Genomic DNA, 23856 nt, shown 5'->3' on the forward strand with positions numbered 1-23856 from the left:
TAGCTCAGCGGCTCCGCCGCCCGGGTCGCCGTTGCCATGCGCGCGGATAGCCGAAGGTGCCCAGGGAAATCGGGACAAACGGACCTCGGGGGACTTCTATCTGCGTTCGTCCGGAGGCTGCTCTTTGGTCAAGTGGAGCAGCCACCCCTCGCCGGTGCGGATGAGCGCGTATCGCCGGCGACCGGTGCGGCCGTGCAACGTGAACAGCATCCGGCGGTCGGTGCGGTCGTGCTCCTCCCACGTGCCGATGTCGGCGATCGACTTGTCGGCGTCCTCGTAGGTGAGATGATCGAGGTGATGGTCGGGCACGGCGATCGCGAGCCGGTTGTCGCTGGGACTGTCCGGCATGCCACGAGGCACCGCCCAGGAGCGCAGCACGCCGCCCTCCTCGAGCCGCAGGTCATAGTGCGGTCGTGGTTTGCGGTGGTGGTGCAGGACGAAAGCGGCTGCCACTTTCTCATTGTCGGCGCTCACGGGGCCTAGGATCGTGTCGTGACGCATGCCCGCCTCCGCAGGTTGTCGGCTCTCCTTGGCTGGGCGCTCTACCTCGTAGCGGGCGTCGGGCTGTTGCTGCACTGGGGTTTCGTAATCTGGCTTCTGACGGGCGCAGGCATGCTCGCTATCCAGTGGTCGTATGGCTTCGGTCGGCGTGTCCAAGGACGGAGGGAGCCACGGCCAACATCGAAGGCAGGCCCGTGACGTCAAGGGCTTCTTGACGCAATGACGACGCTGGCTTGCACCCCGGGCAGCTGGTGTCCCAGACGCAACGTTGCCCCATCGCCAATAACGATCGGCGCGACCCTGGTACTCAGACAGCCAAAGCCGGCACCGTGCACGGCCCGAGCCGGCCGGCTGGCCCGCCCCGGTTGAGAGGCCGGGGCGGGCTGCCGTACCGAGGTTGGCCGGGTGCCGCCCAGATCACGGTCGGGGCGTCTCACTTGACGCCGTGCCCGCGGCTCGGGTGTTACGGGTGTTCGGGGTGGTTGTTCGGGCGCTTGAGGTGGGACAGGTCGTGCCGGGCCATCATGTTGCGGTCCGCGACGGACGCGCCCAACGCGAACTGCGGCCAGTAACCCATGATCTCCTGCCGGCTGCGCTCGCTCCATCGACGGGCGAGTTCGCTGCGGGACTTGTAGAAGTTCACCGCGTATCCGCCGGTGTAGAGCCGCAGGAGCGAGTACCCGCCGGGGTACTCCTTGACCGCGGCTACCTCCATCTGCGTGACGTTCGGCGCGATCGGGCTGACCGTACGCTTGTTGCGGTGGGTATGCCCCGCGTGGTGCAGGAAGACGCCGGGTGTCTTGGCGTAGTCGTTCAGAATGGTCGTCGCCTGCTCTGCCTGCAGTGAGCTGCCGGCGGTGATGGGGAACGCGGAGTTCTGCATGACCAGGGGGTGGTGGCCGAAGACGAGCGTGGGCTGCTCGGCGTGCTTGGCCAGGTCGTCGCGGAACCAGGCGAGTTGGTCGGTCGAGAGGGCTCCCGCGTCGCCCCCGTTGCCTGGCTTGTCGTACGTATCAAGGCCGATGACGTGCAGACCGGAGAGGTCCCGGGAGAAGTAGGTCAGCTTGTTGCGCGAGAAGAATCCGTCGTGGAAGCAGTCGTTGCCTTGCCACTGGCCGACGCGGCAGGTGGAGTACGGGTCGCCGGTGTGCGCCCGGTCGTGGTTGCCGCGGGTCACGAAGTAGTCGGTGCCGTAATCGCCGAAGCCGTCGAGTAGTTGTCCGGCGCGGCTGAGGTCGGACGGCACGGCCTCGGCGGAGATGTCGCCGGCGGCCAGCAGGTAGGACGGCTTGTGTCGCCGTACGTCCTCGACCAGGGACTGGAGCATGACCTCTGGGTACGGGGGAAGCCCGGGCTCCTGGGTTATGCCGATGTACTGGGGCTGGCCCCCGACGAGCCCGGCGTGCGTCTCTCCCATGTGCAGGTCGTTGCAGAGCACGATGGAGAAGAGGTACTTCCCCGGTGGCGGCTGCGGGGTGGTGAACGAGAAGGGTCCCACCTCCGTGTCCAGCCCGTACGGCGAGGTGCCGACGGCGTTGCCACTGATCAGGGTGAACGGGGTGGGTGACGCGGCTCGGCCACGGGACCGGGCTTGGTAGTAGTAGGTCTGTCCGGGTTCGAGCCCGGTGAGCTCGACGTAGTGGTAGGCGGTGTCGGAGCTGATTCCGCGGGCGACTCGGTTCAGCCGCGAGGGGTGGGTGCCGTAAATGATCTCGCCATCGGCGGGAGCGGGCTGCATCCGCCCGAGGCCATCATCGGTGCCCGGTAGGCCGGTGTACCAGGTGATGACGGCGTGGTCCTCGGCCAGGGTCACGAGTTCCAGATTGACGGGCAGAACATCTCCTGGCCGGCCTCGGTCCGCCTCGGCGGCACGGGCGGGGCTGGCGAGGGCTAGCGGACCGGCGGCGGCGGCCAGGGCCGTCCAACGCAGCAGGTCACGACGGGTGAAATCGCAAGCGGGCATGACAGGGAAACCTAGGTGGGACGGATAACAGGATCTCAGGCGTGATCTGACCGGATGGTGTCCAGGAAGAGAAGAACGGCGCCGCGACCTACATGGATGAGCCGTGAGTTGACGGGTGGAGGATCCTCGCTACCGCCGTCGTGGGTCGCGGGGCCTGTCAGTTCGCTTGTGTAAGGGCCTGACCTGGTTGGTGATGTTCTGCCATGTCCAGGCGTCCGGGGACATGATGTCGAACTGGTTCATGGCGATCGTCCAGTTGCAGGTTGATCTGCCTCCGCGGGCGGTGCGGCACGTTTCGCTTCCGCTCCTTCCGGGAATGCCGCTGCCCGCTCCGGGATCGCGGAAGGAACAGGACCATGAGCGAAGCCCGCCCACCGTTTCCGCCGTTCGACCTCGACAGCGCGCTCGCCAAGGTGCAGGCTGCCGAGGACGCTTGGAACAGCCGTGACCCGCATCGGGTGAGCCTCGCCTACACGGAGGACTCCGCCTGGCGTAACCGTGATCAGTTCATCACCGGTCGTCAGCAGATCGTCGAGTTCCTCACCGCGAAGTGGGAACGCGAGTTGGACTACGTGCTGCGTAAGAGCCTGTGGTGCTTCCGGGAGAACTTCATCGCGGTTCGTTTTCAGTACGAGTGTCGCGACCGCGAGGGTCAGTGGTGGCGCAGCTACGGCAACGAACTGTGGGAGTTCGACGACAGCGGGCTGATGCGCCGTCGTGAGGCCAGCATCAACGATGTGCCGATCAGCGAGGCCGACCGCCGCTACTTCGAGCCACGGCCCGAGGAGGAGCGCGGCGCGGGTAACGACTTCCCACTGCGGTGACCAGAGCGTCGGGGCTTGCGGCTGGTTGACCCCGTGCGTATGACGCCCCCCACAGTTGTGGACTGATCAGTCCCCTACTCGTAAGCTTGTCGCATGGGTAGGCCAAGGACGTTCGACATCGACACGGCGGTGGACCGTGCGATGGAGTTGTTCTGGCGTCAGGGATTCGAGGCGACCTCGACCGAGGATCTCGTGGAGAGCCTCGGAATCGCCCGGGGCAGTCTGTACAAGGCGTTCGGATCCAAGGAGCAGCTCTATGCGCTGGCGCTTCGCCGTTACTGCCAGCGCCACGCGGTAGGGCTGACCGAGGTGTTGGACCGGGCGGAGCAGGTGCGTCCGGCGATCCGGGCGGTGCTCCTGGAGTTGGTGGAGGCCGATCTGGCCGATCCGGAGCGGGGCTGCCTGCTCGTCAACGCGGCCACGGAGCGCTCGGCGCACCCGGACACGGTGCTGCAGGTGTCCCGCACGATGGGTCAGGTCGAGTCGGCCCTGGCCGGGGCGTTGGAGCGGGCGCGGGTCCGCGGCGAGATCGCGGCGGACAAGAAACCGCAGGAGCTGGCCCAGTTCCTGACCACGTTCCTGCAGGGTCTGCGGGTGATGGGCAAGGCCCGCGCTGACCGAGCGTTCCTCGACAATGCTGTGGAGGTCGCCTTGGGCGTCCTCGACTGACTTTTTGCTGCCCGAATTAGGAACCGATCAGTCAACAACTGGGAGTAGTAGTGAATCTCGAATTGCAGGGCAAGGTCGCCATCGTCACCGGCGCGAGCAGGGGCATCGGTCTGACCACCGTGGCGGCGTTGCTCGACGAGGGTGCGCACGTGGTGGCGAGCAGCCGTACGAGCACACCAGAGCTCGACGCCCTGGCCGCGCGTGGCGCCACCGTGGTGCTGGCCGACATCACCGACGCGGATACCCCGCAGCGGCTCGTCGACGCCGCGCTGTCGACGTACGGGCGCCTGGATGTCCTGGTCAACAACGTTGGCGCCGGCAGTGCCCGGTCAGGATTCCTCGACGTCAACGACGCCGAGTGGGCGCGAGTGTTTGACGTGACGTTCTTCAGCGCCGTGCGCACCAGCAGGGCGGCCCTGCCAGCCCTGCTGGACAACGGCGGGGCGATCGTCAACATCAGCAGCATCAACGCGCGGCTGCCGTTCCCGATGGTGGTCGACTACTCCGCGGCCAAGGCGGCGATGTCCAACCTGACCAAGACCCTGTCGGAGGAGTTCGCGCCGCGTGGCGTACGGGTCAACGCCGTCTCGCCCGGCCCGGTGCGGACCCCGTTCTGGACCGGCCCGGACGGCTTCGCGCACGCGGTCGCCGCCAGCGCGGGTGTCAGCAGCCAGCAGGCACTCGACGAGGTCGTGCCGCAGAGCATGGCGATCAGCACCGGCCGGATCACCGAGGCCCGCGAGGTCGCCGACCTGGTGCTGTTCCTTGCCTCCGCCCGCTCCGCCAACACCACCGGCGCCGAGTTCACCCTCGATGGTGGCCAGGTCAAGACCCTCTGACCAGGAATGCTCACCATGGGCCGGCCGGGTCCTCACCGACCCGGCCGGCCGTCCGTCGGTCAGTGCTGGGCCAGGCGTCCGGCCGAGGGCGCCAACCTCACCTCATCAGCGAGCCGGAGGTCCCGGCGAATCCGCGGGCTCTGCACGCCGCGGTGGCGGGTCAGCGGATGAGGGCGCGGGTGAGGAGGTGCTGCAGGGCGTCCTGCTCCTCGGGGGCCAGAGGGGCCAGGGGGCTGTCCTCGGAGAGCAACGCGAGGAGGCGTTCGCGGAGTTCGGTGCCCTTGGGGGTCAGGACGAGCTGCTTGGCGCGGCGATCGTCGGGGTGTGGATGGCGTTCGAGATAGCCCTGCTCTTCGAGGCGATCGGCGATGAAGGTGATGTTGGAGGGCTCGCAGCTCAGCCGTTCGGCGAGTTCCCGCAGGGTCAGGGGGTGGGTCAGCTCGCGCAGCAGGTTGCCCTGTGAGGCGGTCAGACCGAGGGCGGCCGTCCGGGCCCGAAGGTGGGCGTCGATCTGATTGGCCAGGTCTTTGACCAGCCCGCACAGCCGGCGGTCGCTCTGGCCTGGGGTCTCGCGCGAGGTGGACACGTCACAACTTTACTACAACTCACATAGTTGCAGGTGAAGTAGTTCTAGCTGTAACTTGTTTGTCGGGCCGCTGCTGGGCGGCACCTCTCCGAGCACGAGGTAGGACCATATGGCCACGACGCCAGATTTCGACCGCACACGACTGACCAGCGCACCGCGCGTCCGTTCGCTCAGCCTGGGTGAACTCAAGATCACGTACGTCCCGGACGGGCTGGCCCTGTGCAAGCCGCGCGGCTGGCTGCCCGCCGCCACCGACGCGGACTGGGCGGCGAACCCCGATCATCTCGACGACGGCGGCTTCCTGCCCGCAGCCATCGGCGGGCTGCTGGTCGAGCGGGGTGACCGGGCGCTGCTCATCGACACCGGCTTCGGACCGGAGTCCCACCCCGACGACCCGGCCAACCCGATGCTGGGAAGCATCCACGGCGGCGAGCTGCTGAACGGCCTGCGGCGGCTGGGCCGCGAGCCGCACCAGATCGAGGCCGTCGCCATCACCCACCTGCACCTCGACCACCTGGGCTGGGCCTGGAGCGCCGAGCCTGGCACCGATGCGCTGCCGTTCGCACACGCCACCCACTTCATCGCGGCACCCGAGTGGAAGCGGCGCGACCTGGCCGCCGGGGGCGGGGCGACCGAGGAACGTCTCGCCGCCTTCGCACCTAGCGTCCGTACGGTCGAGGACGGCGAGGAGATCTTCCCCGGCGTGCGGGCCTCTTTCTCGATCGGACACACCGTCGGCCACGCCACGTACGTCATCACCGGCGGCGACCAGCGGCTCATCGCGTTCGGCGACGCAATGCACGCACCGGTCCAGGTCACCCACCCCGAATGGGGCTGCGGGATCGACCACGACCCTGCCGAAGCCGCCGAGTACCGCCGCCGCCTGGTCGAAGAGCTGAGCCGCCCCGACACCATCGGCTACGGCAACCACTTCGCCGACGTGGTCTTCGGACGCGCCGAACGCCGAACCGACGGCCGGTTCACCTGGGTCCCGGTCGCCTGACCGTCCCGCGGACCAGCATCGCCGTTGGCCGTCCTTGTTTCGCCATCACCGCCGCCACGCTCACCCTGCCCAGCGCGAGTGATCGGCAACGGTGCCCGGCGATGAGCGGCTGCGCCGCTCATCGCCGGGCCCAGCAAGTCACACGAATCGCTAGAGAAGCGGAGAATTGTCATGAAGCACATCAAGCTGGGGGACCTGGACGTCTCCCGCATCGGTCTAGGCCTGGTATCGATGTCTTACGCCTACACGGGGGCCGGCACGGACGACGCGGAGTCGATCCGCACCATCCACCGGGCCCTGGAACTGGGCGTTACTCACCTCGACACCGCCGAGGTCTACGGCCCGTACATCAACGAGGAACTCCTCGGCAAGGCGCTCAAGGGCCGCCGGGACCAGGCCGTGGTGGCGACGAAGTTCGGCATGATCTCGCATGCGCGCGGCGGGGCAGGGCAACTCGACAGCAGCCCGGCCAACATCCGCACCGCCGTCGAAGGCTCGCTCAAGCGGCTGGGCACCGACTACATCGACCTGTACTACCAGCACCGGGTCGACCCGAACACGCCCATCGAGGACACCATCGGGGCGCTGGCCGAACTGATCACCGAGGGCAAGATCCGCCACATCGGCCTGTCCGAGGCCGGACCGGAGACGATCCGCCGCGCCCACGCCGTGCATCCCATCGCTGCCATCCAGTCGGAGTACTCCCTGTGGACCCGGCACCCGGAGGCACAGGTGCTGCCCCTGCTGCGCGAGCTGAACATCGGCTTCGTGCCGTACTCGCCCCTGGGACGCGGATTCCTCACCGGCCAGATCCGCTCGACCAGCGGCTTCGACGAGACCGACCTGCGTAAGAACAACCCACGCTTCACCGGCGAGAACCTCCAGCGCAACCTGCGTCTCGCGGACGAGGTCCAAGCCATTGCCGCCGAAGCGGGCACCACTCCGGCGCAGATCGCACTGGCCTGGCTGCTGACCCGGGGCGACGACATCGCCCCCATTCCCGGCACCAAGCGCGTGGCCCGCGTCGAGGAGAACACCGCCGCCGACGCTGTGGAACTGACCGCCGAACAGATCGAGAAGCTGGACAACCTTCCTCCCGCTGTCGGCGAAACCCACGACGAAGCCGCCATGCGCCTGTTGGAGCGTTGACCCCAGCCCCGGCTGTGGCCGCACACTCACGAACGGGCCCTTGCCGCTCGCGCACGGGCGGCATCGACCCCATGAGCTCTGACCGCAAACGTTCCTGGCCGGTCGAGCCCGGCGAAACCTCGTCGGGCGGTTTGGTGCGCAGCGTGCAGACGTGCCCCTGCGCCTGCACGCTGCGCACCACGAGCCCGGCGGCCTCCGGGAACTTCACGTACTGGGAGACGATTGGCTTGCTGATCTCAGTGGCTGAGCCAGCCCTTCCACAGTGGCCGGCAGCTCCTCACTTGAGCACTTCTTCAGATGGAAGGCGGAATATTCGTCATGTCAAGTGATCTTCGCTGCGCCGTACTGGACGACTACCAGGACGTGGCGCTCGACCTGGCGGACTGGTCCCGGGTCCGGGCGACCAGCTTTCGCGAGCACTTCGCGAACACCGACGAGCTCGTGGCGGCCATCCACGACTGCGAAATCGTGGTCGCCATGAGGGAGCGCACGCCGTTCCCCGCCGAGGTGTTCGACCGGCTGCCGAACCTGCGGCTGCTCGTCACCACCGGCATGAGCAACGCCGCCATCGACCTGGAGGCGGCGCGGGCGCACGGCGTCACGGTGTGCGGCACGGGCGGCGGCTGGACCTCGACGGTCGAGCTTACGTGGGCGCTGATCCTCGGCCTGGCCCGCCACCTGGTGCCCGAGGCGACCGCGCTGCGCACCGGCGGTCCCTGGCAGCACACCCTCGGCACCGACCTGCACGGACGCACCCTCGGGCTGCTCGGCCTGGGCAAAATCGGGTCGCAGGTGGCGGCGGTCGGGCGGGCGTTCGGCATGGACGTGCTGGCCTGGAGCCAGAACCTGACGCGCGAGCGGGCCGAGGAGGGCGGCGCGCGGCTGGCCCCCGGCCTGGACGCCCTGCTCGCCGGCTCCGACGTCGTCTCCGTTCACCTCGTGCTCGGCGACCGGACGCGCGGCCTTGTCGGCGCGCGTGAACTCGCGCTGATGAAGCCCACCGCCTACCTGGTCAACACCTCGCGGGCGGCGATCGTCGACCAGTCCGCCCTGGCGTCCGCGCTGCGCGAGGGACGGATCGCGGGGGCCGGGCTGGACGTGTTCGACGAGGAGCCGCTGCCCGCCGGTCATGAGTTCCGTACGCTGCCGAACGTGCTGGCCACGCCGCACCTCGGCTATGTCAGCGAGCTGAACTACGCGACGTTCTTCCGTGACGCCGTGGACGACATCGGCGCCTTCCTCGACGGCAGCCCGATCCGGGTGCTGTCCTGACTCACTCGACCCTGGTCCTGGCCCGGAAGGCAGCGGTCTTGACACGGTTCTGGCAAGCCGTCGAGCAGCGCCTGCGGCCGTCCGTAAGACGGCGGTAGCGGGGCTTCTGACGGCCGCCGCCACGCTGATGGCATCACTGCTCGGGCAGCTTGCGCATGGTGGTCAGTGGGGAGAAGAGGACCCAGAGCACCCCGAGCAGGGCGCCGAGGCTGGCGATCCAGAGGGCGGAACGTACCCCGATCGCGGTGCCGAGCCCCCCGCCGATCAGGGCGCCGACTGGCCGGATGCCGTAGTTGACGGTGCGTTTGAAGCCGGAGACCACCGCGAGCATCGTCTCCGGTGTGGCCGCGATCTGCACCGATCCGGCCGCGATGTCGAGGACCATGACGCCCAGCGCGGAGACAAACTCGGCGGCGAACAGCAGCGCGAGTACCAGCGGCCGCGGTCCCCCAGCCAGCGGCACGAGGACCAGTGGGGCCGGGAAGACGACGAGGCCGAGGATCACCGCGGGGCCGATGCCGATCCGGCGACTGAGCGGGCCGGTGACCGCTGCGCCGAGCAGTCCGCCGAACGCGCCGGCTCCGATGATCAGGCCCAGCACGCCCGGGGGGACGTCCAGCTCGGTGGTCACGTACAGCACGAAGAGCGCGGCGAACATGTAGTTGAACAGGTTGAGCGTGGTGGTGCCGAGCAGGATCGCCCGTAGCACCGCAGAGCGGGCGACGTACCGCACGCCGGCGGCCATGCCCAGGCCGTCGCCCCTCTGTACGGGACGCTCGGTGGCCCGTATCCGGATCAGGAACACAGCCGACGTCAGGTAGCTGAGCACGTCGGCGACCAGAGCGACCGGGGCGGTGAGCACCTGCACGAGCACGCCACCGATGCTCGGGCCGGCCACGTACGACATGGCTCTGCTGCCGTTGATCAGACTATTGGCATCCACGTAGTCCGGCCGCCGGACCAGGGCGGGGAACAGGCTGCTGTGCGCCACCTCGAAGAACACCGAGAGGGTCCCGATCAGGAACGCCGCGACACAGAGCAGGGGCAGGTCCAGTGCGTCGGCCCACCACAGCAGCGGCACGGCCAGCAGAAGGCCCGCCCGGCCAAGGTCGGCGATGATCATCACTTGGCGTCGGCGCGGGTACCGGTCCACCCAGGCGCCGGCCGGCAGGGAGAAGAACAGGTTCGGCAGCAGCGAGGCGGCGGTCAGGTACCCCATCTCGGCGGGTCCGGCGCCGATCGCGAGCACGGCCAGCAGCGGCAGGGCGAGCACGGTGATCTGATCGCCGAAGAGCGAGACGGTCTGCGCGGACCAGTAGCGACGGAAGGCCGACTGCCTCAGCAGCCTCGGGATGCGCGGCCGACGCGGCGGTGCCGGGTCAGCCAGATCGAGAGGTTGTGTCACGGGTCTGCCTTCGCTCGCTGGCCATCGGCGGTTACGGGTCCACGCGGTACCGCCATCTGGATGATCTGCACCGGGCGAGACCCAGGTGGGCGTCTCGCCGGGTCGGCAACCCGTTCGTCGTACCGGGCCAGCAGCGTGTCGACCTCATCCGTGAGCTCGCGCAGCTCAGTGGCGGTGACGTGCAGCAGCGCGTCGCCGAAGCCGGCGGCGGCCCGCCATTCGACGGGCTCGTCGCCGCGGATCGCGAGGTAGTCCTGCGCGTATTGCATGTAGAGGCCGAGCAGCACGCTGTTGAGCTGGTCCGTGGCGGCCTTCATCGCCGGGTCGTCGGAGTCGTCGTCCCAGGACGTGTCCTGCCGGGTGGCCCGCCAGGGCCGTTCCCGACCGTCAACCCCGGGAACGCGTTCGGCGAACCCGTACTTGGCGAGCTGTCGCAAGTGGAACGAGCAGTTCGGCACGTTGTCGTCGAGCCGGGCGGCAGCCTGAGTTGCGGTCATCGGGCCGTCCCTGCGTAGCAGCCCGATCAGACGCATCCGCAGCGGATGTGCGTACGCTCGCAGGGAGCGCGGGTCGGTGAGTTTGATTGAACGCTCAGGTACCCGTTCGGTCACACCCTAGAGGATGCTTTAGAAAGCAATCTCTAGCAACTGTCTTCCGTCCGACACCCATCGGCCGTCGTCGGGGTCGCCCTTCCCGTGGACGGCGGATACACCGCGCAGTAGAGCCGATCGGCCGGCGGGTGATCGTGCCGATCGCCGGAGGGGCCGGTCTGGTTGCCGAGGTCAGCGCAGGGTCTCCTGAAGTTGTCCCGTGCGAGCGATGCGGGCGAAGACGTGAGCGCTGGGTCTGGGCAGCCGGGTGAACGAGTCGTCGACGCCGATGAGCCCGAATCGGGGTCGGTATCCCTCGCTCCACTCGAAGTTGTCGAACGCCGACCAGTGCAGATATCCGCGCACATCGACGCCTTCGGCGCGGGCCCGGGCGAGGGCGTCGATGTGGGTGGTGAGGTACGTGATCCGTTCGGTGTCGTCGGTGGTGGCGATGCCGTTCTCGGTGACGTACAGCGGCAGCCCGGTGGCGGCGGCGCGGTGCAGCATCACCCGCAGTCCGTCAGGGTGCACCGCCCAGCCCATCTGGGTCAGCGGGGTGCCGGCCGGCGGCTCACCGAACCAGGTGGGTGAGGCCGGGTCGACCCACTGTTTGCGGTAGTACTGCACCCCGAGCCAGTCACCGCCATCGGGGCCGGCGAGGTTGTCGAGGTAGCGGTCGACGATCTCGTAGCGCATCAGCCGGTGCAGAGACCGACAGGCATCCTCGTCGCGGGCCGGAGCGAGCAGCGGCAGCTGCACGGCCAGCCCGATCTGGGCGCCACCGGCGGCGCGGATCGCCGGGACCGCCGCGAGGTGGGCGTCCAGCAGAATCGAGCCGACGCGTCTCCACAGGACCGGATTGGTCAGGCCTGGTGGATGGTAGCCCTCGAGGTAGCCGTGCAGGGCGATCATCTGCGGCTCGTTGATGGTGCAGATGTACGGCATCAGCGAACCCAGCTCAGCCGTGACACGAGCGCAGTACCGGGTGAACACGTCGATGGCGTCCGGGGCGAGCCAGCCGCCGCGGGCGGCGAACCAGCGCGGCAGGGTGAAGTGGTGCAGGGTGACGAAGGCGGTCATGCCGGTGCCGGCGAGCGCGGTGAGGACCCGCCGGTAGTGGGCGATGGCGGTTCGGCTGAACTCGCCGGGCGCCGGTTCGATCCGGGACCACTCGATCGACAGGCGGTGTGCGTTGTGCCCCAGGGAGCGAAGGAGCGCGAAGTCGTCGGCGTACCGCTGGAAGTGGTCGATGCCGTCGCCGGACGACGCCTGCGCGGCCGACGTGGGGTCGTGCTCGAAGTCCCACCAGTCGTTGTTGGTGTTGCCGCCCTCGACCTGGTGGGCCGAGGTGGCGCTGCCCCACAAGAAGCCGTCAGGGAAGTCCACGCGTGTCCTTTCGGCGGGTGGAGGCGTGGCCTCCGCGCCCGGGGCGCGGAGGCCACGTCACATCACCTGGTGGTGAAGGTGTAGGTGCCCGACGGCGCCCGGTAGACGGCATAGTCGCCCTCGGTGCGCAGGAACTTCGTGCGGTGCGGAGTGCCGGTCACCGTGCCGCCGAGGGTGGGTACCCACACCTCCGCGGTGCTGTTCGGCGGGACGGTGACGGTCAGCCGCAGGCTGTCGCCGGTGCGGGTCCACTCGGAGCGGGCCGTACCTTGCGGGGTCGTGTAGCTGCCCTTGACGAACGTCAGGTCGCCGACCACCTTCGGCTGGATGACCAGGTCGCGGTAGGCGGTGGTGCCCTCGGCAGCACGGATACCCGCCAGGCCGGCGTGGAACCACTCCTCGATCTGGGCGAGGATCATGTGGTTCTTCGAGTCGCCCCGGTTCCACCGCTCCCCCATGGTCGTCATGCCACCCGGGTTCGCGGTGGTGGACTCCATAAAGTAGCCGTAGCTGGGCTGCTCGTCTTCCTGGATGAGGTCCCACAGCACGTCGTCACGGCCTCCGGCGGTAAGCGCCCGCACGGTCGGTGCCATGCCGATGGTGCCGCCGCTGAAGTGCGGGCCGTCACCGACCGGGTGGAACGCGTAGACGAGTTCCACGAGCGCGTCGAGGACCGGTTGGCGTTCCCCGTCGGGCACCAGGCCGGCGTCGAGGGCGAGGGCCTGCGCCGTCTGGGTGGCGCCCGCGGTGCCGGCGTTGCCGGTGCTGGTGTAGCGGCGCAGGGTCGTGTTGTAGAAGGCCGCGTTGAACGCCGTCTTGATGTCCGCAGCGAGCGCCGTGTACTTCTGCGCGTCCGCGGGACGGCCGGTCAGCTCCGCCAGCCTCGCGAGCTCGCTGATCATGAGGTAGTAACCCCAGGTGCCGGTGATCCGGCCGGAGGTCTGGTCGGCGGACACCCAGTCGGCCAGGGCTGCATCGACGATGTGCCCGACCGCCTTCTGCCGCTGGATGTAGTCGGCGAACCGCACCATCGGCTCGTAGTAGCGGGCCGCCGTCTCGGTGTCGCCGTACAACTCCCGTAGGAATCCCGGCACCAGGATGATGGCGTTACCCCAGTTGATCTCGTCGCCGAAACGACCCGAGTAGCCCCAGTCGTAGACGGGGGTCTTGAGCGCCACGTTGCCGAACATCGGGGTGTCCGCCATCGACTGGCCTTCGACCAGGTGCCGCTCGTGGGTGCGCAGGTACGCGGACAGGTCGAAGTTGCGGTGGATCGAGCCCATCGGCATGGTGTAGTCCGCCGGGTAGGACAGCTTCTCCCGGCCGGGGCAGTCGGTGAAGACGGACATGATGTTGCCGGCGAACGAGTACCAGGCCATGTCGTGGATACGGTTGACTCGCGCGTTCGACGTGAGCACGGTGCCGGCGACGGGCGTATCCGCCTGCACTCGCAGCCCGGTGATGGTGTCCCTGGTCGGGACGTAGCCGTCGGGCAGGCCGGTGACCTGCACCCACTGCATGCCGAAATAGTTGAAGTCCGGCCGCCAGGTCTCCCCGCCACGTAGCCCTGCGGCGGTGTAGGTGTTGAACAGGTTGGTGCCGCGGCTGCCTCCACCACCCATCAACGATGCCTGATCCACGGTGCCGTCGGCCGCGAGGGACTCGGCCGGCGACATGCGGATCGTGGTGCCGGCCGGCACACCCGGCTTGAGCTTGAGTTGCGGCAGGCCGACGATGTTCTGCCCGAAGTCGAACACCCAGGTGCCGGGTTTCGGGTTGGTCACCGCGACCGGGGTGAACTCTTCGGCGATCTTGATTGGTGGGGCGGTGCGTCCGACCAGCTTGGTCGCGAGGTTCGGCGGCGGTGCGATTCCGGCGGCGATCCATGCGGCCGGGCTGCCGTCGCGCCGCTTCGCGGTGGCTGTCAGGTCGGCGCTCGGCTGGTCCCATCCGGGCTGCTCGCGGCGGGCGTCGTGATCCGACCCGGAGTACCAGGCGTCGGTGACGAGCGGCCCCAGCGAGGTGCGCCACTCGCGGTCCGAGACGATCACCGTCGAGGTCCCGCTTGTGTACGAGACCTCGAGCCTCGCAATGAGCCGTGGGCTGACGGCCGCTCCGGCGCTGGCATCGCTGGCTGCGATGTTGTTGCCGGATCCGGTGACCGTGGCGCCGGTGGAGTGCGGTTTGGACAGGCCGGGGGTGAAGGTGATGCCGGTGCCGTCGGCACCGGCCGTCCCGATCGCGGTGATGGTCCGCGACTCCAGGTTGTCGCCGCCGCCCGCGGTGTCGATGTTGATGGTGCCGCCGACGTGGTAGCCGGTGACGCTGTCGAGGCGCACCGTGGTGGCCCCGGCCTCGGTGTCGCCGGTGAGCACGCCGCGGCCCTTGAGCTGGCTCTGCCACCAGGAGTACGGCGAGGTACGCCCGACCGCCGGGTTGGTGACGCTGCGCCGCACGTACGCTGGGCCGTTGCCCAGCTTGACCCCGACGGTGTTGTCACCCTTGCGAAGCTCGTCGGTGATGTCATAGCCGCGGTATTCACTCGACAGTTGGTAGTTCGAGTAGCCGGGGGCGAGCACCTCGTCGTTCAACGCGCGGCCGTTGACGGTCGGCAGGTGCATGCCGACGCCGGACAGGTAGAGCCGCGCGTGACTGATCTTACGGCGTGGGTCGATGCTGAATTGGCGGGCGAAGATCGGCATCGGTTGGGTGTCGGCGCGGTCGGGATACTCGATCCATCTCGCGCTGCCCCAGTCGGATTGCTGGAGCAGGCCCATCTCCCAGGTGGAGCGGGCGCTCCAGGCGGAGGCGCGCCGGTTGGCGTCCCAGACCCGGACCTGCCAGGCGAGGCGTTGCCGGGAGCCGAGTGCCGTGCCGGAGTAGCGGACGCCGGATTGGACGGCGGAAGTGACCTTGCCGGAGTCCCAGATGAGCCGATTGCGGCCGAGGTCGCGGACCTGGATCTGGTAGGCGGTCTGCCGGTCGGCGGCCGCCGACCGCGTTTCGGCGAAGCGCCAGCTGAGCAGCGGGTTGGGGTTGTCCAGCCCGATCGGCTGGTCGGGGCGGCCGTCGACGCGCAGGTCCACGACTCGCACGTCGGGACCGATGGCACCGGCCGGGGTGGCAGCGAGGACGGTGGTCGCGGCGAGTGTCGCGGCGAGCCCGAGTGCGGTGATCAGGCGTACGGCTCTCATGATCCTGCCTTGTAGTCGGCGTCCATGTCCTTGAGGACCTCGGCGGGGGTGGCCTGGCCGCTGAAGATCTCCTGCAGGCCGCTGAGCATGGTCTGCTGGACCTTGGCGTTGGGCCACAACTGATCCATGAACGGCACTGTGCGGTTGTCCTTGACGTATGCGGTGAGCTCGGTCAGGCCGGGGTCGATGGTGGTGGTGGCGGTGGGCAGAGTCGGCAGGCTGCCCTGGGCCTCGTTGAACAGCTTCATGCCCTCTGGTGACATGACGAAGTTGACGAACTTGAGCGCGAGTTCCTTGTTCTTCGCCTTCGCGTTGACGCCATAGCCCATACCGGCGGCGGCAGGCATGACGAAGCTCGCCGCGTCGTCGGTTGCCGGCAGCGCCTTCATGGTGAACGTGCCGCTGGGGTTCTTCTGCTTGAGCAGGGCGATGACCCAGTTGCCCTGGATGATGCCGAGCGTCTTACCGGTCGCGGCCAGGGTCTGGCTGGCCTCGTAGCTGGTGCTGAGGGGGCTCTTCTGGAAGCAGCCGGCCTTGTTCATTTCCTGGTACTTAGCCATCGCGTTGGCCCATGCCGACGCGGCGAAGGTGGCCTGGCCGCTCTGCATCTTGGCGTCGAAGTCCTTGTCCGTGCCATAGACGTCGGTGGCCACCAGGGCGTACAGGGCGAGCTGGGTAACCCAGTTGTCCTGAACGCCCAAGGCGAAGGCGGGGGTGCCCTTGCCTGCGGCGGCCCTGCAGAAGGCGAGCAGGTCGGTCCAGGTACCCGGCGCGGTCAGGCCAGCTTTGCGCACCGCCTCGTCGTTGTAGACGGCGCCGATCCCGTTGAGCCCGAACAGCGCGTTGTAGGTCTTCCCCTCGTACTGGGCGAGCTTCTTGAACGCGTCCGGCAGCTGTGCGGCCCACGGCTGGTCGGACAGGTCGAGCAGGTAGCCGGGCTTGGCGATCACGTACGTGGCGCCGGGGTTGCCGTTGCCGGGCCAGACCGACATCACGTCCGGTGCGGTGCCGGAGGACAGCTGCGTACGGATCTGCTGCTGATGCTGGTCCGCGCCGCTGGTGGTGAGGTTGATCTTCACGCCGGGGTTCGCCGCCTCGAAGGCCTTCACGACCGGTTCGATGGAGCCCTGGTCGACCGAGGCGATGGTGAGGGTGTTCTCGCCGCCGGAGCCGGCGTTGGTGCCGCTGCTGCAGGCCGCCGTCAGGGTCGCGGCCATCAGTGCGGCAGCGACGGCGGTAAGTCTGCGTGTTGTCACGATGTCTCCCACGGTGGAGATGGATCAGGCGGGGGCGGTGAAGGTGTAGCGGCCGGACGTCAGCCGCAGGGTGAGCCCGGCGGCAGTCGGTTCGACCCCGAGAACCCCAGGGGTTCCGGCGGCGGGCACGTCGTTCTCGCGCACGTCGCCGGGGTCAGCGGTGGGGATCTGCAGTACGGCGGTGCTTCCCGGCGGCACCGTGACGGTCACGGTGAGCCGGTTGTCGGTGATCGACCAGCCGCAGGCGACGAGCCCACGCGCGGTCTGCTGCTCGGCGCGCGCCCAGGTCAGCCGCCCGCCCGGGGTCGGGCGCAGCACCAGCTCCCGGTAGGCGACCGAATCGGCGCTCTGGTCGATGCCGGCGACCCGACCGTAGAGCCAGTCGCCGACGCTGCCGAGGCTGTAGTGGTTGAACGAGTTCATCGCGGCCGACTGGAATCCGTCCTGGCCGGTCCAGCCGTCCCAGCGCTCCCAGATGGTGGTGGCGCCGTGCCGGATCGAGTACAGCCAGGACGGGTATTCGTCCTGGTGCAGCACGGCATAGGCGACGGCGGCCCGGCCGTGGTCGGTCAACACCGGGCACAGCAACGGCACTCCCACGAATCCGGTGGTGAGCCTGTTGCCGCGGTTCTCGATGTTGGCGGCCAGCTGCCCGACTGCCTTGTCGACCAGGCCAGCCGGGACCAAATCGAATCCCAGCGCCAACAGGTACGCGGTCTGGGTGCCTCCCTTGACGCTTCCGTCGTCACCCACGTACGCATCGATGAAGGCTCTTCGTATCGCCGTGTGCAGCGCCCGGTACCGAGTCACCTCGCCGGCTCGACCCAGCACCGTGGCGGCGTCCGCGACGATCTGTGCGCTGCGGGCGAAGTACGCCGTGGCCAGCACGTCGCGCGGTGTCTCCGCGTCAACCTGCAACCAGTCGCCGTACGAGTTGCCGGTGCGATGTTCCCAGAGCAGATTGGGATTGTGCCGCCGGATGTGCTCGACCCAGGCGACCATCGCGTCGAAGCAGCGCTCCAGGACCCGTCGATCGCCGTAGGTGCGCCACAGCAGCCACGGGATGATGACGCCAGCGTCGCCCCAGGCCGGAGCACCCTCACGATCCATCGCGACGATCGGGGCGACGTCGCGGAACGCTCCGTCGGTGTCCTGGCCGTCGACGACGTCGCGCAGCCAGCGGGCGAAGAACGCCGACACGTCGGCGTTGCGGGCGGCCGTCGGTGCGAACAGCTGTGCGTCGGCGAGCCAGCCGAGCCGTTCGTCACGTTGCGGGCAGTCGGTGGGGACTGCGATGAAGTTGCCGCGCTGCCCCCAGCCGATATTGGCGTACAACTGGTTGATTAACGGGTCGGAGCATTCGAACCGGCCGGTCCACTCGAGGTCGTTGTGCACGACCCGAGCGATCACGTCGGCTTCGGTCAGCTCGCCCGGGTAGCCGCTGATCTCGGCGTACCGGAACCCGTGGAAGGTGAACTGCGGCTCGAACACCTCGGCGGCGCGGCCCGCGGTGACGTAGGTGTCCGTCGCGCGGGCCCGGCGCAGGTTCTCGACGTACAGTTCGCCGTCGGCCAGGACCTCGGCATGGCGTACCACGACGCGGTGCCCCGCCGGCGCGTCGTGCAGGCGCAGGCGTAGGCGACCGACCAGGTTCTGGCCGAAGTCGACGATGAATCGATCCGGGCCGCGACGGTGCACGGCCACGGCGGCTGCATCCATGGTGACCCGGATCGGGGCGTCGGGTTCGGCGGTCAGCGGACCGGGCTCGGTATCCAGGATCGCGGCCGGCCGGAAATCGCCAGAGGCACCGGGGCTGTCCCAGCCGGTCAGCTCGTGGCGGGCGTCGACGTACTGGCCCATCATCAGATCGGCGGCACGGATCGCGCCGCTGTGCTCGGTCCAAACATCGCCGGTGGCCGTCACCTGGCGGGAGCCGTCGGCGAAGTCCACTACCAGCTGCGCGAGAAATTGTGGGGCGTCACCGTAGTGCCGGGCAGGACGACGCGGGTCGAAGCCGACGTACCCGGACCACCAGCCGTCGGCGACAATCGCGGCGAGCACATTGTCGCCGGCGTGCAGCCGGTCGGTGACGTCGTAGGTCTGGTACTGGATCCGCTGGTGGTACTCGGTCCAGCCAGGCGCGAGCTCGACGTCGCCGACGCGGGCCCCGTTGAGACGGGGTTCGTAGACGCCACGGGCGGTGGCGTACAGCCGGGCCCGTACCGGCCGGCTCGGCAGGTGGAACTCCGTGCGCAGGTACAGCGGCGCCTCCGCCGGGCCGGGCGTGTCGAGGTCCTCGTCGGTGGGCGGGTCCACAGGTGGCATCGCCTGCGGGTCGCGGCCGATCCACACCGCAGTCCACTCCGCCGGCTGAAGTAGGCCGGTTTCGAACCAGCTCTGCGCGCGCCCGCTGTGTGTGTCCGTCTCGTCCCAGATCTCGACGCGCCAGTGATATCGCGTCGTTGGCCGCAGGGCCGGGCCTTCCCACGCGACCAGGAGGTTCTCGGTGGACTCGTGACGACCGGTGTCCCAGATCAGCCGGGACACCTCGTCGAGGTCCTGCTCGTTCTCGGCCGCGGTGATGCGGTAGGCGCTCTGGGCGGCGCCACGCCGTTCGCTGCTGAGCCTCCAGGACAGCCGTGGGCGGGGTTCGTCAAGCCCGAGTGGTTGGGTCCGCTGCTCAACCTGCAAGCCGTAGGGGGTCATCCCTTCAGCCCTCCGGCGAAGCCGTTGATGATGCTGCGCTGCAGCGCGAGGTACACGGCGAGAACGGGCACGATGCTGATCAGCAGGGCGGCGAAGATGAGGTTCCAGTCGGAGACGAACTGGCCGACGAAGCCGGCGACCGCGACGGGCATGGTCTGCTGGTCGCTGCCGCTGAGGTAGAGCAGCGGGGTGAAGAAGTCGTTCCAGACGCTGACGGCGTTGAGTACCAGCGCGGTCAGCGTGATCGGCTTCATCATCGGTAGGACGACGTAGCGAAAGGTCGCCAGCGGTGTGCACCCGTCGATGGCGGCGGCGTCCTCGAAGTCGCGGGGCATCGCCCGCAGGAAGCCGACGTAGAGGAAGGTCGTGAACGGCACCTGCAGGCCGGCGTGGAACAGCACCAGCGACCACACCGTGCCGAGCAGGCCGAGGTCACGGACCGTCTGGTAGAGCGGCAGCGACGCAAGCTGGAACGGCAGGACCAGCCCCAGCAGGATCAGCAGGAAGGTGCCGCGTGACCAGTGGGCGGTGGAGCGGGCGAGAGGGTAGGCAGCCAATGAGGAGACGGCGAGCACGATCAGGACGCTCGCGGCGGTGACGAGAACACTGTTGAGCAGAGCCCCGCCGAGTCCTGCTTCCTGCCAGGCCTGCGTGAAGTTGCCCAGCGTTGGCGCAACGGTGGGGCTGATCGGTGACGAGGTGTCCGACGGGGCCCGCACGGCCAGGTTGATCAGCACGTAGACCGGGAACGCGAAGGCGAGGGCCACCGCGATCATGACCACTTCGAGCACGAAGGTGCGCTTGGTGTAGCGGTTCATGACGTCGCCCTCTCGTTGCGCGACAGCACGGCGTACTGGCCGGCGGAGGCGATGGCGACGATGACCGTCAGCACGACGGCGAGGGCGACGCTGTAGCCGAACTCGCCGAGGGTGAAGGCATCCTTGTAGATCAGGGTGGAGATGGTGTCGGTGGCGTGTCCGGGACCGCCACCGGTCAGTGCGTACACCTGGTCGAAGAGCTTGATCCCGCCGATGATGGACAGCATCAGATTGATGGTGATGGCGGGGGCGAGCAGCGGCCGGATGATGGACCAGAAGCGGCGGATCGGGCCGCTGCCGTCGATGGCGGCCGCTTCGTAGATCTCCTTGGGCACCGACTGCAACCCGGCCAGGAAGATGACCATGGAGTAGCCGGCGAACTGCCACACCACGACGAGCACGATCATCCAGAGCGCCAGGTCCGGGTCACCGAGCCAGTCCTGGCGCCACGAGCCGAGGCCGACCGCGCCGAGCAGGGTGTTGACAGCACCGTCGTAGCCGAGCAGGTTGCGCCACAGATAGGCGGTCACGATCGGTGTGACCACCGCCGGCGCGAACAACAGCACCCGCAGGAAGTTCCGGCTCTTGATCATGCTGTTGACGCCGAGCGCCAGCAGTAGCCCGATGCCGTTCTGAATCACCGTGACCGCTACCGCGATGAGCAGGGTGTGCCAGACGGCCGACACGGCGTCCGCGTCGTGGATCATGTCGGTGAAGTTGCGCAGGCCGATGACCGTGAAGTTCGGGTCGAGGCCGTCCCAGTCGGTGAAGGCGTAGTACAAACCACGTGCGCTGGGCACCAGGACGACGAAGGCGAACAGCAGCAGCGCGGGAATCATGAACCACCACGGCGGCGCGCCCGGCTGACGGCGTGCGGGCACGACCGTCGTCGGTGGTGAGGAACGTTCTTTCACCTGGAGTGTCACTGGATACCCACTTGATTGAATCGTTTCATACCGCGCGGAGCGAGGGCCTTGCCGTCGAAGATGCGAACAGTGAGGAGGCGCGCACCTGCGTCTCGCGTCGCGGCCGTGGTGCGAGAAACGGGCAACGTTTTCCAAATGTCTCGCCGACCTTAAGAGCCGACACCGACGAGCGTCAAGAGGTGTACCGGTCGAAGCGCTGGCAGACCAGATGGGGACGGCGATCGTCTTGATCACCCTGAGGCCTCGCCATGGAGACGTGGCATCCCTAAACTGGGCAACGTTTTTCGGAATGAGGAGATCGGATGCCGAGACCGCCAGCACCGACGCGCCGCGTCACGATCATCGACGTCGCCAGACATGCCGGGGTGTCCACCACCGCCGTGTCCAAGGTGCTGCGTAACGCATACGGCGCCAGCCCGCAGATGCAGGCCAAGGTCCGTGCGGCCATCGACGAACTAGGCTATCGCCCGTCGGCGTCCGCCCGCGGGCTTCGCGGCCAGACCTACACCATCGGCGTGATGCTGCCCGACCTCCGCAACCCGTTCTTCGCCGACATCCTCGACGGCGTCAACGCTCAGCTGGACGGCACCGACTACCAGGTGCTGATCGCCGCGTCCTGCAACAGCGAGCCCGGCGAAGCCCACGTCACCGACGCGATGATCGACCGCAACATGGACGGTGTCATCCTCATCGCCCCGCTGACCTCCCGGCAGCGCCTGGAACGCATCGCCCGCACCGTACCCACCGTCGTCGTCGGCCGGCACGGACGCTCGGCTGTCTACGACACCGTCGCAGACGACGACTTCATCGGCGCCGGCCTGATCGTCGCTCACCTCGTCGAGCTCGGGCACCGCCGGATCGCCCACATCGAACATCACGAGACCAATCCGATACGGCTCACCGAGATGCCGAACGCCGTGCGCGCCGACGGCTACCGCCACGCCATGCGTGCTCACGGCCTCGACGAGCACATCGACATCGCCTCCACCACCTACACCCAGCAGGGCGGCTATCTCGGCGCGAAGCAGCTGCTCGCCCGGCCGCAACGGCCGACGGCCATCTTCGCCGGCGCCGACATCGTCGCCATGGGAGTCCTGGACGCCCTCGCCGATGCTGGCCTGTCGGCGCCCGCCGACATCTCCGTCGCCGGCTACGACAACACCACCTTCGCCGCCTTCGGTCCGATCTCACTGACCACCGTCGACCAGGCTGGTCACCAGATCGGCACCAACGCCGCCCGACTACTGCTCGACCGCATCACCGACGGCAGTCGGCCGACAACCCAGGTGAAGCTCTCCCCCACCCTCGCCGTCCGGCGGACGACAGCGCCCCTGTAGTCCCGACGGCAACCCCTGCCACCGGGGAGCCCCTCGGCCCCGCACCTCGGAGGTCCTGGACCCGGCGGTTGGTTCGAGTTCGATCTCGCGGTCCGGCCCGGTGAACCGTTCGTGCCGCGGTCGGTGGAGACGTACGACGGGCCGCAGCTCAAGGACTACCAGGTGGTGGTGGACGGGGTGGTGGCACACACCTGGTCGATGAGGCCGGTCAGCGCCGGGTGCGTCGGGGCTGTTCGCTGGATCGGCGTACGACCAGCTCGGGCTGGAACACCACGTGCCGGTGCCGGTGCGTGTCGCCGGACTCGGCCTCTTCGAGCAACAGCTCCGCCGCGGCGCGGCCGAGCTGGTCGCGGGGCTGGCGCACCGACGACAGTGGCACCGCCGCGGCACCGGCGAACTCGATGTCGTCGTAGCCGACGATGGCCACGTCGATCGGCACCCGCACGCCGCGCGCGGTCAGCTCCTGGAGCACACCGAGCGCGATCAGGTCGTTGGCGCAGAACACGGCGGTCGGGCGCTTGCGGACCGGCAACGCGAGCAGCTCCTCGGCGGCACGTCGGCCTGCGGCGACGGTCAGGCTGGTGGTCACCGCCACGCGGAGTTCAGCGGCGCGGCCGCGGTCCTGCAGAGCTGCGGCGGCCCCGGCGTGCCGGTCGGCGACCTGGGCGATGGTGAGCGGGCCACCGAGGTAGGCGATGCGTTGGTGGCCCTGATCCAGCAGGTGGTCCATGGCGAGTCGGCCGCCGAGCACGTCGTCGACCGCCACCGAGCAACGGTTCGCCCGGCCCGTTCCCCGGTCCACCAGCACCACCGGGATGCCTCGCTCGATGAGCCTGTCCAGGGTGGGCTGCGGGCCGTGGTCGACCGGGGTGATGAGCACACCACGGACCCGCTGCTCCTCCAGCAGCTCCAGGTGGCGGCGCTCCCGGGCGCTGTCCTCGCCGCTGTTGCAGACGACGAGCATGGCGCCGGCGCCCTCGATCACCTGTTCGGCCCCCCGGACCACGTCGGTGAAGAACGGGTTGGCCACGTCCAGGACGACGATGGCGACGGTGCGGCTGTGCCCGGCGCGCAGTTGACGAGCGGAGTCGTTGCGGACGTAGCCGAGGGTGGTGATGGCGTCGAGCACCCGCTGACGGGTGGCGGGCGAAACCGTGTCGGGTCGGTTGAGCACGTTGCTCACGGTGCCGAGGGAAACCCCGGCGTGCCGAGCGACCTCCTTGATGTTCGCCGTTGCCATGACTCCCCAGACGCTCCGTACGGTGGTCGCGGCCCGTGCTGGCCGGGCTGCTCGGCAGTGTATAGCGCCTAAAACGTTTCATCCACCTCCCGAGCAGCACTGCGAGTCGGCCCCGGAGCCCCTGTCAGCAACAGCAAAGAATTAGCAACGAAACTCTTGACGCTCTCGAAGGCCGACCCCTACCGTCCATGC

General features: G+C 68.6%; 19 protein-coding genes. 7 read left to right on the plus strand and 12 right to left on the minus strand.

Annotation, left to right across the window (positions count from 1 at the left end):
- Window positions 1-96: 96 nt before the first annotated feature.
- Both ACFOW4_RS10860 and ACFOW4_RS10865 read right to left on the minus strand, forming a co-directional pair.
- Complete coding sequence (locus tag ACFOW4_RS10860) at window positions 97-474, minus strand: DNA polymerase ligase N-terminal domain-containing protein (RefSeq protein WP_377526731.1); 378 nt, start codon at window positions 472-474, stop codon at window positions 97-99.
- A 490-nt stretch (window positions 475-964) separates the two neighbouring features.
- Entirely contained in the window at window positions 965-2464 is a 1500-nt protein-coding gene (locus tag ACFOW4_RS10865) for a metallophosphoesterase (protein WP_377526733.1), read from the minus strand.
- Window positions 2465-2820: 356 nt separating this feature from the next.
- Between ACFOW4_RS10865 and ACFOW4_RS10870 the strand changes: the two genes are divergently transcribed.
- The 3 genes from ACFOW4_RS10870 (at window position 2821) to ACFOW4_RS10880 (ending at window position 4796) form a co-directional block, all read left to right on the plus strand.
- Window positions 2821-3288 carry a nuclear transport factor 2 family protein gene (locus tag ACFOW4_RS10870; protein ID WP_377526734.1) on the plus strand — a complete coding sequence of 156 codons (468 nt, stop codon included), beginning with the start codon at window positions 2821-2823 and terminating at the stop codon, window positions 3286-3288.
- 93 nt (window positions 3289-3381) lie between these two features.
- Window positions 3382-3957, plus strand: coding sequence for a TetR/AcrR family transcriptional regulator (locus ACFOW4_RS10875; RefSeq protein ID WP_377526736.1), 576 nt, complete (start codon window positions 3382-3384; stop codon window positions 3955-3957).
- Window positions 3958-4007: 50 nt separating this feature from the next.
- Window positions 4008-4796: an SDR family NAD(P)-dependent oxidoreductase gene (locus ACFOW4_RS10880; protein WP_377526738.1), complete on the plus strand. Its 789-nt coding sequence runs from the start codon at window positions 4008-4010 to the stop codon at window positions 4794-4796.
- 160 nt (window positions 4797-4956) lie between these two features.
- On the opposite strand, the gene ACFOW4_RS10885 is transcribed toward ACFOW4_RS10880, so the two are convergent.
- The gene (locus ACFOW4_RS10885) at window positions 4957-5382 is read right to left on the minus strand and encodes a MarR family winged helix-turn-helix transcriptional regulator (protein ID WP_377526739.1); all 426 of its coding nucleotides are present in this window, start codon (window positions 5380-5382) and stop codon (window positions 4957-4959) included.
- A 109-nt stretch (window positions 5383-5491) separates the two neighbouring features.
- On the opposite strand from ACFOW4_RS10885, the gene ACFOW4_RS10890 reads away from it, so the two are divergent.
- From ACFOW4_RS10890 to ACFOW4_RS10900, 3 genes are all read left to right on the plus strand, one after another.
- The gene (locus ACFOW4_RS10890) at window positions 5492-6385 is read left to right on the plus strand and encodes an MBL fold metallo-hydrolase (protein ID WP_377526742.1); all 894 of its coding nucleotides are present in this window, start codon (window positions 5492-5494) and stop codon (window positions 6383-6385) included.
- 171 nt (window positions 6386-6556) lie between these two features.
- Entirely contained in the window at window positions 6557-7534 is a 978-nt protein-coding gene (locus ACFOW4_RS10895) for an aldo/keto reductase (protein ID WP_377526743.1), read from the plus strand.
- A gap of 318 nt (window positions 7535-7852) precedes the next feature.
- Window positions 7853-8806: a D-2-hydroxyacid dehydrogenase family protein gene (locus tag ACFOW4_RS10900; RefSeq protein WP_377526746.1), complete on the plus strand. Its 954-nt coding sequence runs from the start codon at window positions 7853-7855 to the stop codon at window positions 8804-8806.
- A 133-nt stretch (window positions 8807-8939) separates the two neighbouring features.
- Here the strand turns inward: ACFOW4_RS10900 and ACFOW4_RS10905 are convergent, their stop codons facing one another.
- The 8 genes from ACFOW4_RS10905 to ACFOW4_RS10940 all read right to left on the minus strand — a co-directional run bounded on the left by ACFOW4_RS10905 (window position 8940) and on the right by ACFOW4_RS10940 (window position 21042).
- A complete protein-coding gene (locus ACFOW4_RS10905) occupies window positions 8940-10211 on the minus strand; it encodes an MFS transporter (RefSeq protein WP_377526747.1) in 1272 nt (423 codons plus the stop codon).
- The gene (locus ACFOW4_RS10910) at window positions 10208-10822 is read right to left on the minus strand and encodes a winged helix-turn-helix domain-containing protein (RefSeq protein ID WP_377526749.1); all 615 of its coding nucleotides are present in this window, start codon (window positions 10820-10822) and stop codon (window positions 10208-10210) included. The genes ACFOW4_RS10905 and ACFOW4_RS10910 overlap by 4 nt, the downstream gene beginning before the upstream one ends.
- Before the next feature lie 171 nt (window positions 10823-10993).
- Entirely contained in the window at window positions 10994-12187 is a 1194-nt protein-coding gene (locus ACFOW4_RS10915) for a glycoside hydrolase family 1 protein (RefSeq protein WP_377526750.1), read from the minus strand.
- A 62-nt stretch (window positions 12188-12249) separates the two neighbouring features.
- Entirely contained in the window at window positions 12250-15381 is a 3132-nt protein-coding gene (locus ACFOW4_RS10920; RefSeq protein ID WP_377526751.1) for a family 78 glycoside hydrolase catalytic domain, read from the minus strand.
- Window positions 15378-16637: an ABC transporter substrate-binding protein gene (locus ACFOW4_RS10925; RefSeq protein ID WP_377526753.1), complete on the minus strand. Its 1260-nt coding sequence runs from the start codon at window positions 16635-16637 to the stop codon at window positions 15378-15380. Before ACFOW4_RS10925 ends, ACFOW4_RS10920 begins: the two co-directional genes overlap by 4 nt.
- A gap of 24 nt (window positions 16638-16661) precedes the next feature.
- Window positions 16662-19343, minus strand: coding sequence for a family 78 glycoside hydrolase catalytic domain (locus tag ACFOW4_RS10930; RefSeq protein ID WP_377526754.1), 2682 nt, complete (start codon window positions 19341-19343; stop codon window positions 16662-16664).
- Complete coding sequence (locus ACFOW4_RS10935) at window positions 19340-20161, minus strand: carbohydrate ABC transporter permease (protein WP_377526756.1); 822 nt, start codon at window positions 20159-20161, stop codon at window positions 19340-19342. The genes ACFOW4_RS10930 and ACFOW4_RS10935 overlap by 4 nt, the downstream gene beginning before the upstream one ends.
- Window positions 20158-21042: a carbohydrate ABC transporter permease gene (locus tag ACFOW4_RS10940; protein ID WP_377526757.1), complete on the minus strand. Its 885-nt coding sequence runs from the start codon at window positions 21040-21042 to the stop codon at window positions 20158-20160. The genes ACFOW4_RS10935 and ACFOW4_RS10940 overlap by 4 nt, the downstream gene beginning before the upstream one ends.
- Before the next feature lie 347 nt (window positions 21043-21389).
- Between ACFOW4_RS10940 and ACFOW4_RS10945 the strand changes: the two genes are divergently transcribed.
- On the plus strand, window positions 21390-22424 hold the full coding sequence (locus ACFOW4_RS10945; protein ID WP_377526759.1) for a LacI family DNA-binding transcriptional regulator: 1035 nt from the start codon (window positions 21390-21392) through the stop codon (window positions 22422-22424).
- A gap of 208 nt (window positions 22425-22632) precedes the next feature.
- Here the strand turns inward: ACFOW4_RS10945 and ACFOW4_RS10950 are convergent, their stop codons facing one another.
- Window positions 22633-23664, minus strand: a complete 1032-nt coding sequence (locus ACFOW4_RS10950; RefSeq protein ID WP_377526762.1) for a LacI family DNA-binding transcriptional regulator — start codon at window positions 23662-23664, stop codon at window positions 22633-22635.
- Window positions 23665-23856 lie beyond the last annotated feature (192 nt).

This window comes from Micromonospora sp. GCM10011542, assembly GCF_042650685.1.
GTDB lineage: Bacteria > Actinomycetota > Actinomycetes > Mycobacteriales > Micromonosporaceae > Micromonospora.

Excerpts from the sequence above, each read along its gene's own strand:
- ACFOW4_RS10875 (WP_377526736.1), top strand. The coding sequence starts at position 3,382 with ATGGGTAGGCCAAGGACGTTCGACATCGACACGGCGGTGGACCGTGCG.
- ACFOW4_RS10890 (WP_377526742.1), top strand. The coding sequence starts at position 5,492 with ATGGCCACGACGCCAGATTTCGACCGCACACGACTGACCAGCGCACCG.
- ACFOW4_RS10895 (WP_377526743.1), top strand. The coding sequence starts at position 6,557 with ATGAAGCACATCAAGCTGGGGGACCTGGACGTCTCCCGCATCGGTCTA.
- ACFOW4_RS10900 (WP_377526746.1), top strand. The coding sequence starts at position 7,853 with ATGTCAAGTGATCTTCGCTGCGCCGTACTGGACGACTACCAGGACGTG.
- ACFOW4_RS10865 (WP_377526733.1), bottom strand. The coding sequence starts at position 2,464 with ATGCCCGCTTGCGATTTCACCCGTCGTGACCTGCTGCGTTGGACGGCC.
- ACFOW4_RS10935 (WP_377526756.1), bottom strand. The coding sequence starts at position 20,161 with ATGAACCGCTACACCAAGCGCACCTTCGTGCTCGAAGTGGTCATGATC.
- ACFOW4_RS10945 (WP_377526759.1), top strand. The coding sequence starts at position 21,390 with ATGCCGAGACCGCCAGCACCGACGCGCCGCGTCACGATCATCGACGTC.
- ACFOW4_RS10930 (WP_377526754.1), bottom strand. The coding sequence starts at position 19,343 with ATGACCCCCTACGGCTTGCAGGTTGAGCAGCGGACCCAACCACTCGGG.
- ACFOW4_RS10870 (WP_377526734.1), top strand. The coding sequence starts at position 2,821 with ATGAGCGAAGCCCGCCCACCGTTTCCGCCGTTCGACCTCGACAGCGCG.
- ACFOW4_RS10920 (WP_377526751.1), bottom strand. The coding sequence starts at position 15,381 with ATGAGAGCCGTACGCCTGATCACCGCACTCGGGCTCGCCGCGACACTC.
- ACFOW4_RS10950 (WP_377526762.1), bottom strand. The coding sequence starts at position 23,664 with ATGGCAACGGCGAACATCAAGGAGGTCGCTCGGCACGCCGGGGTTTCC.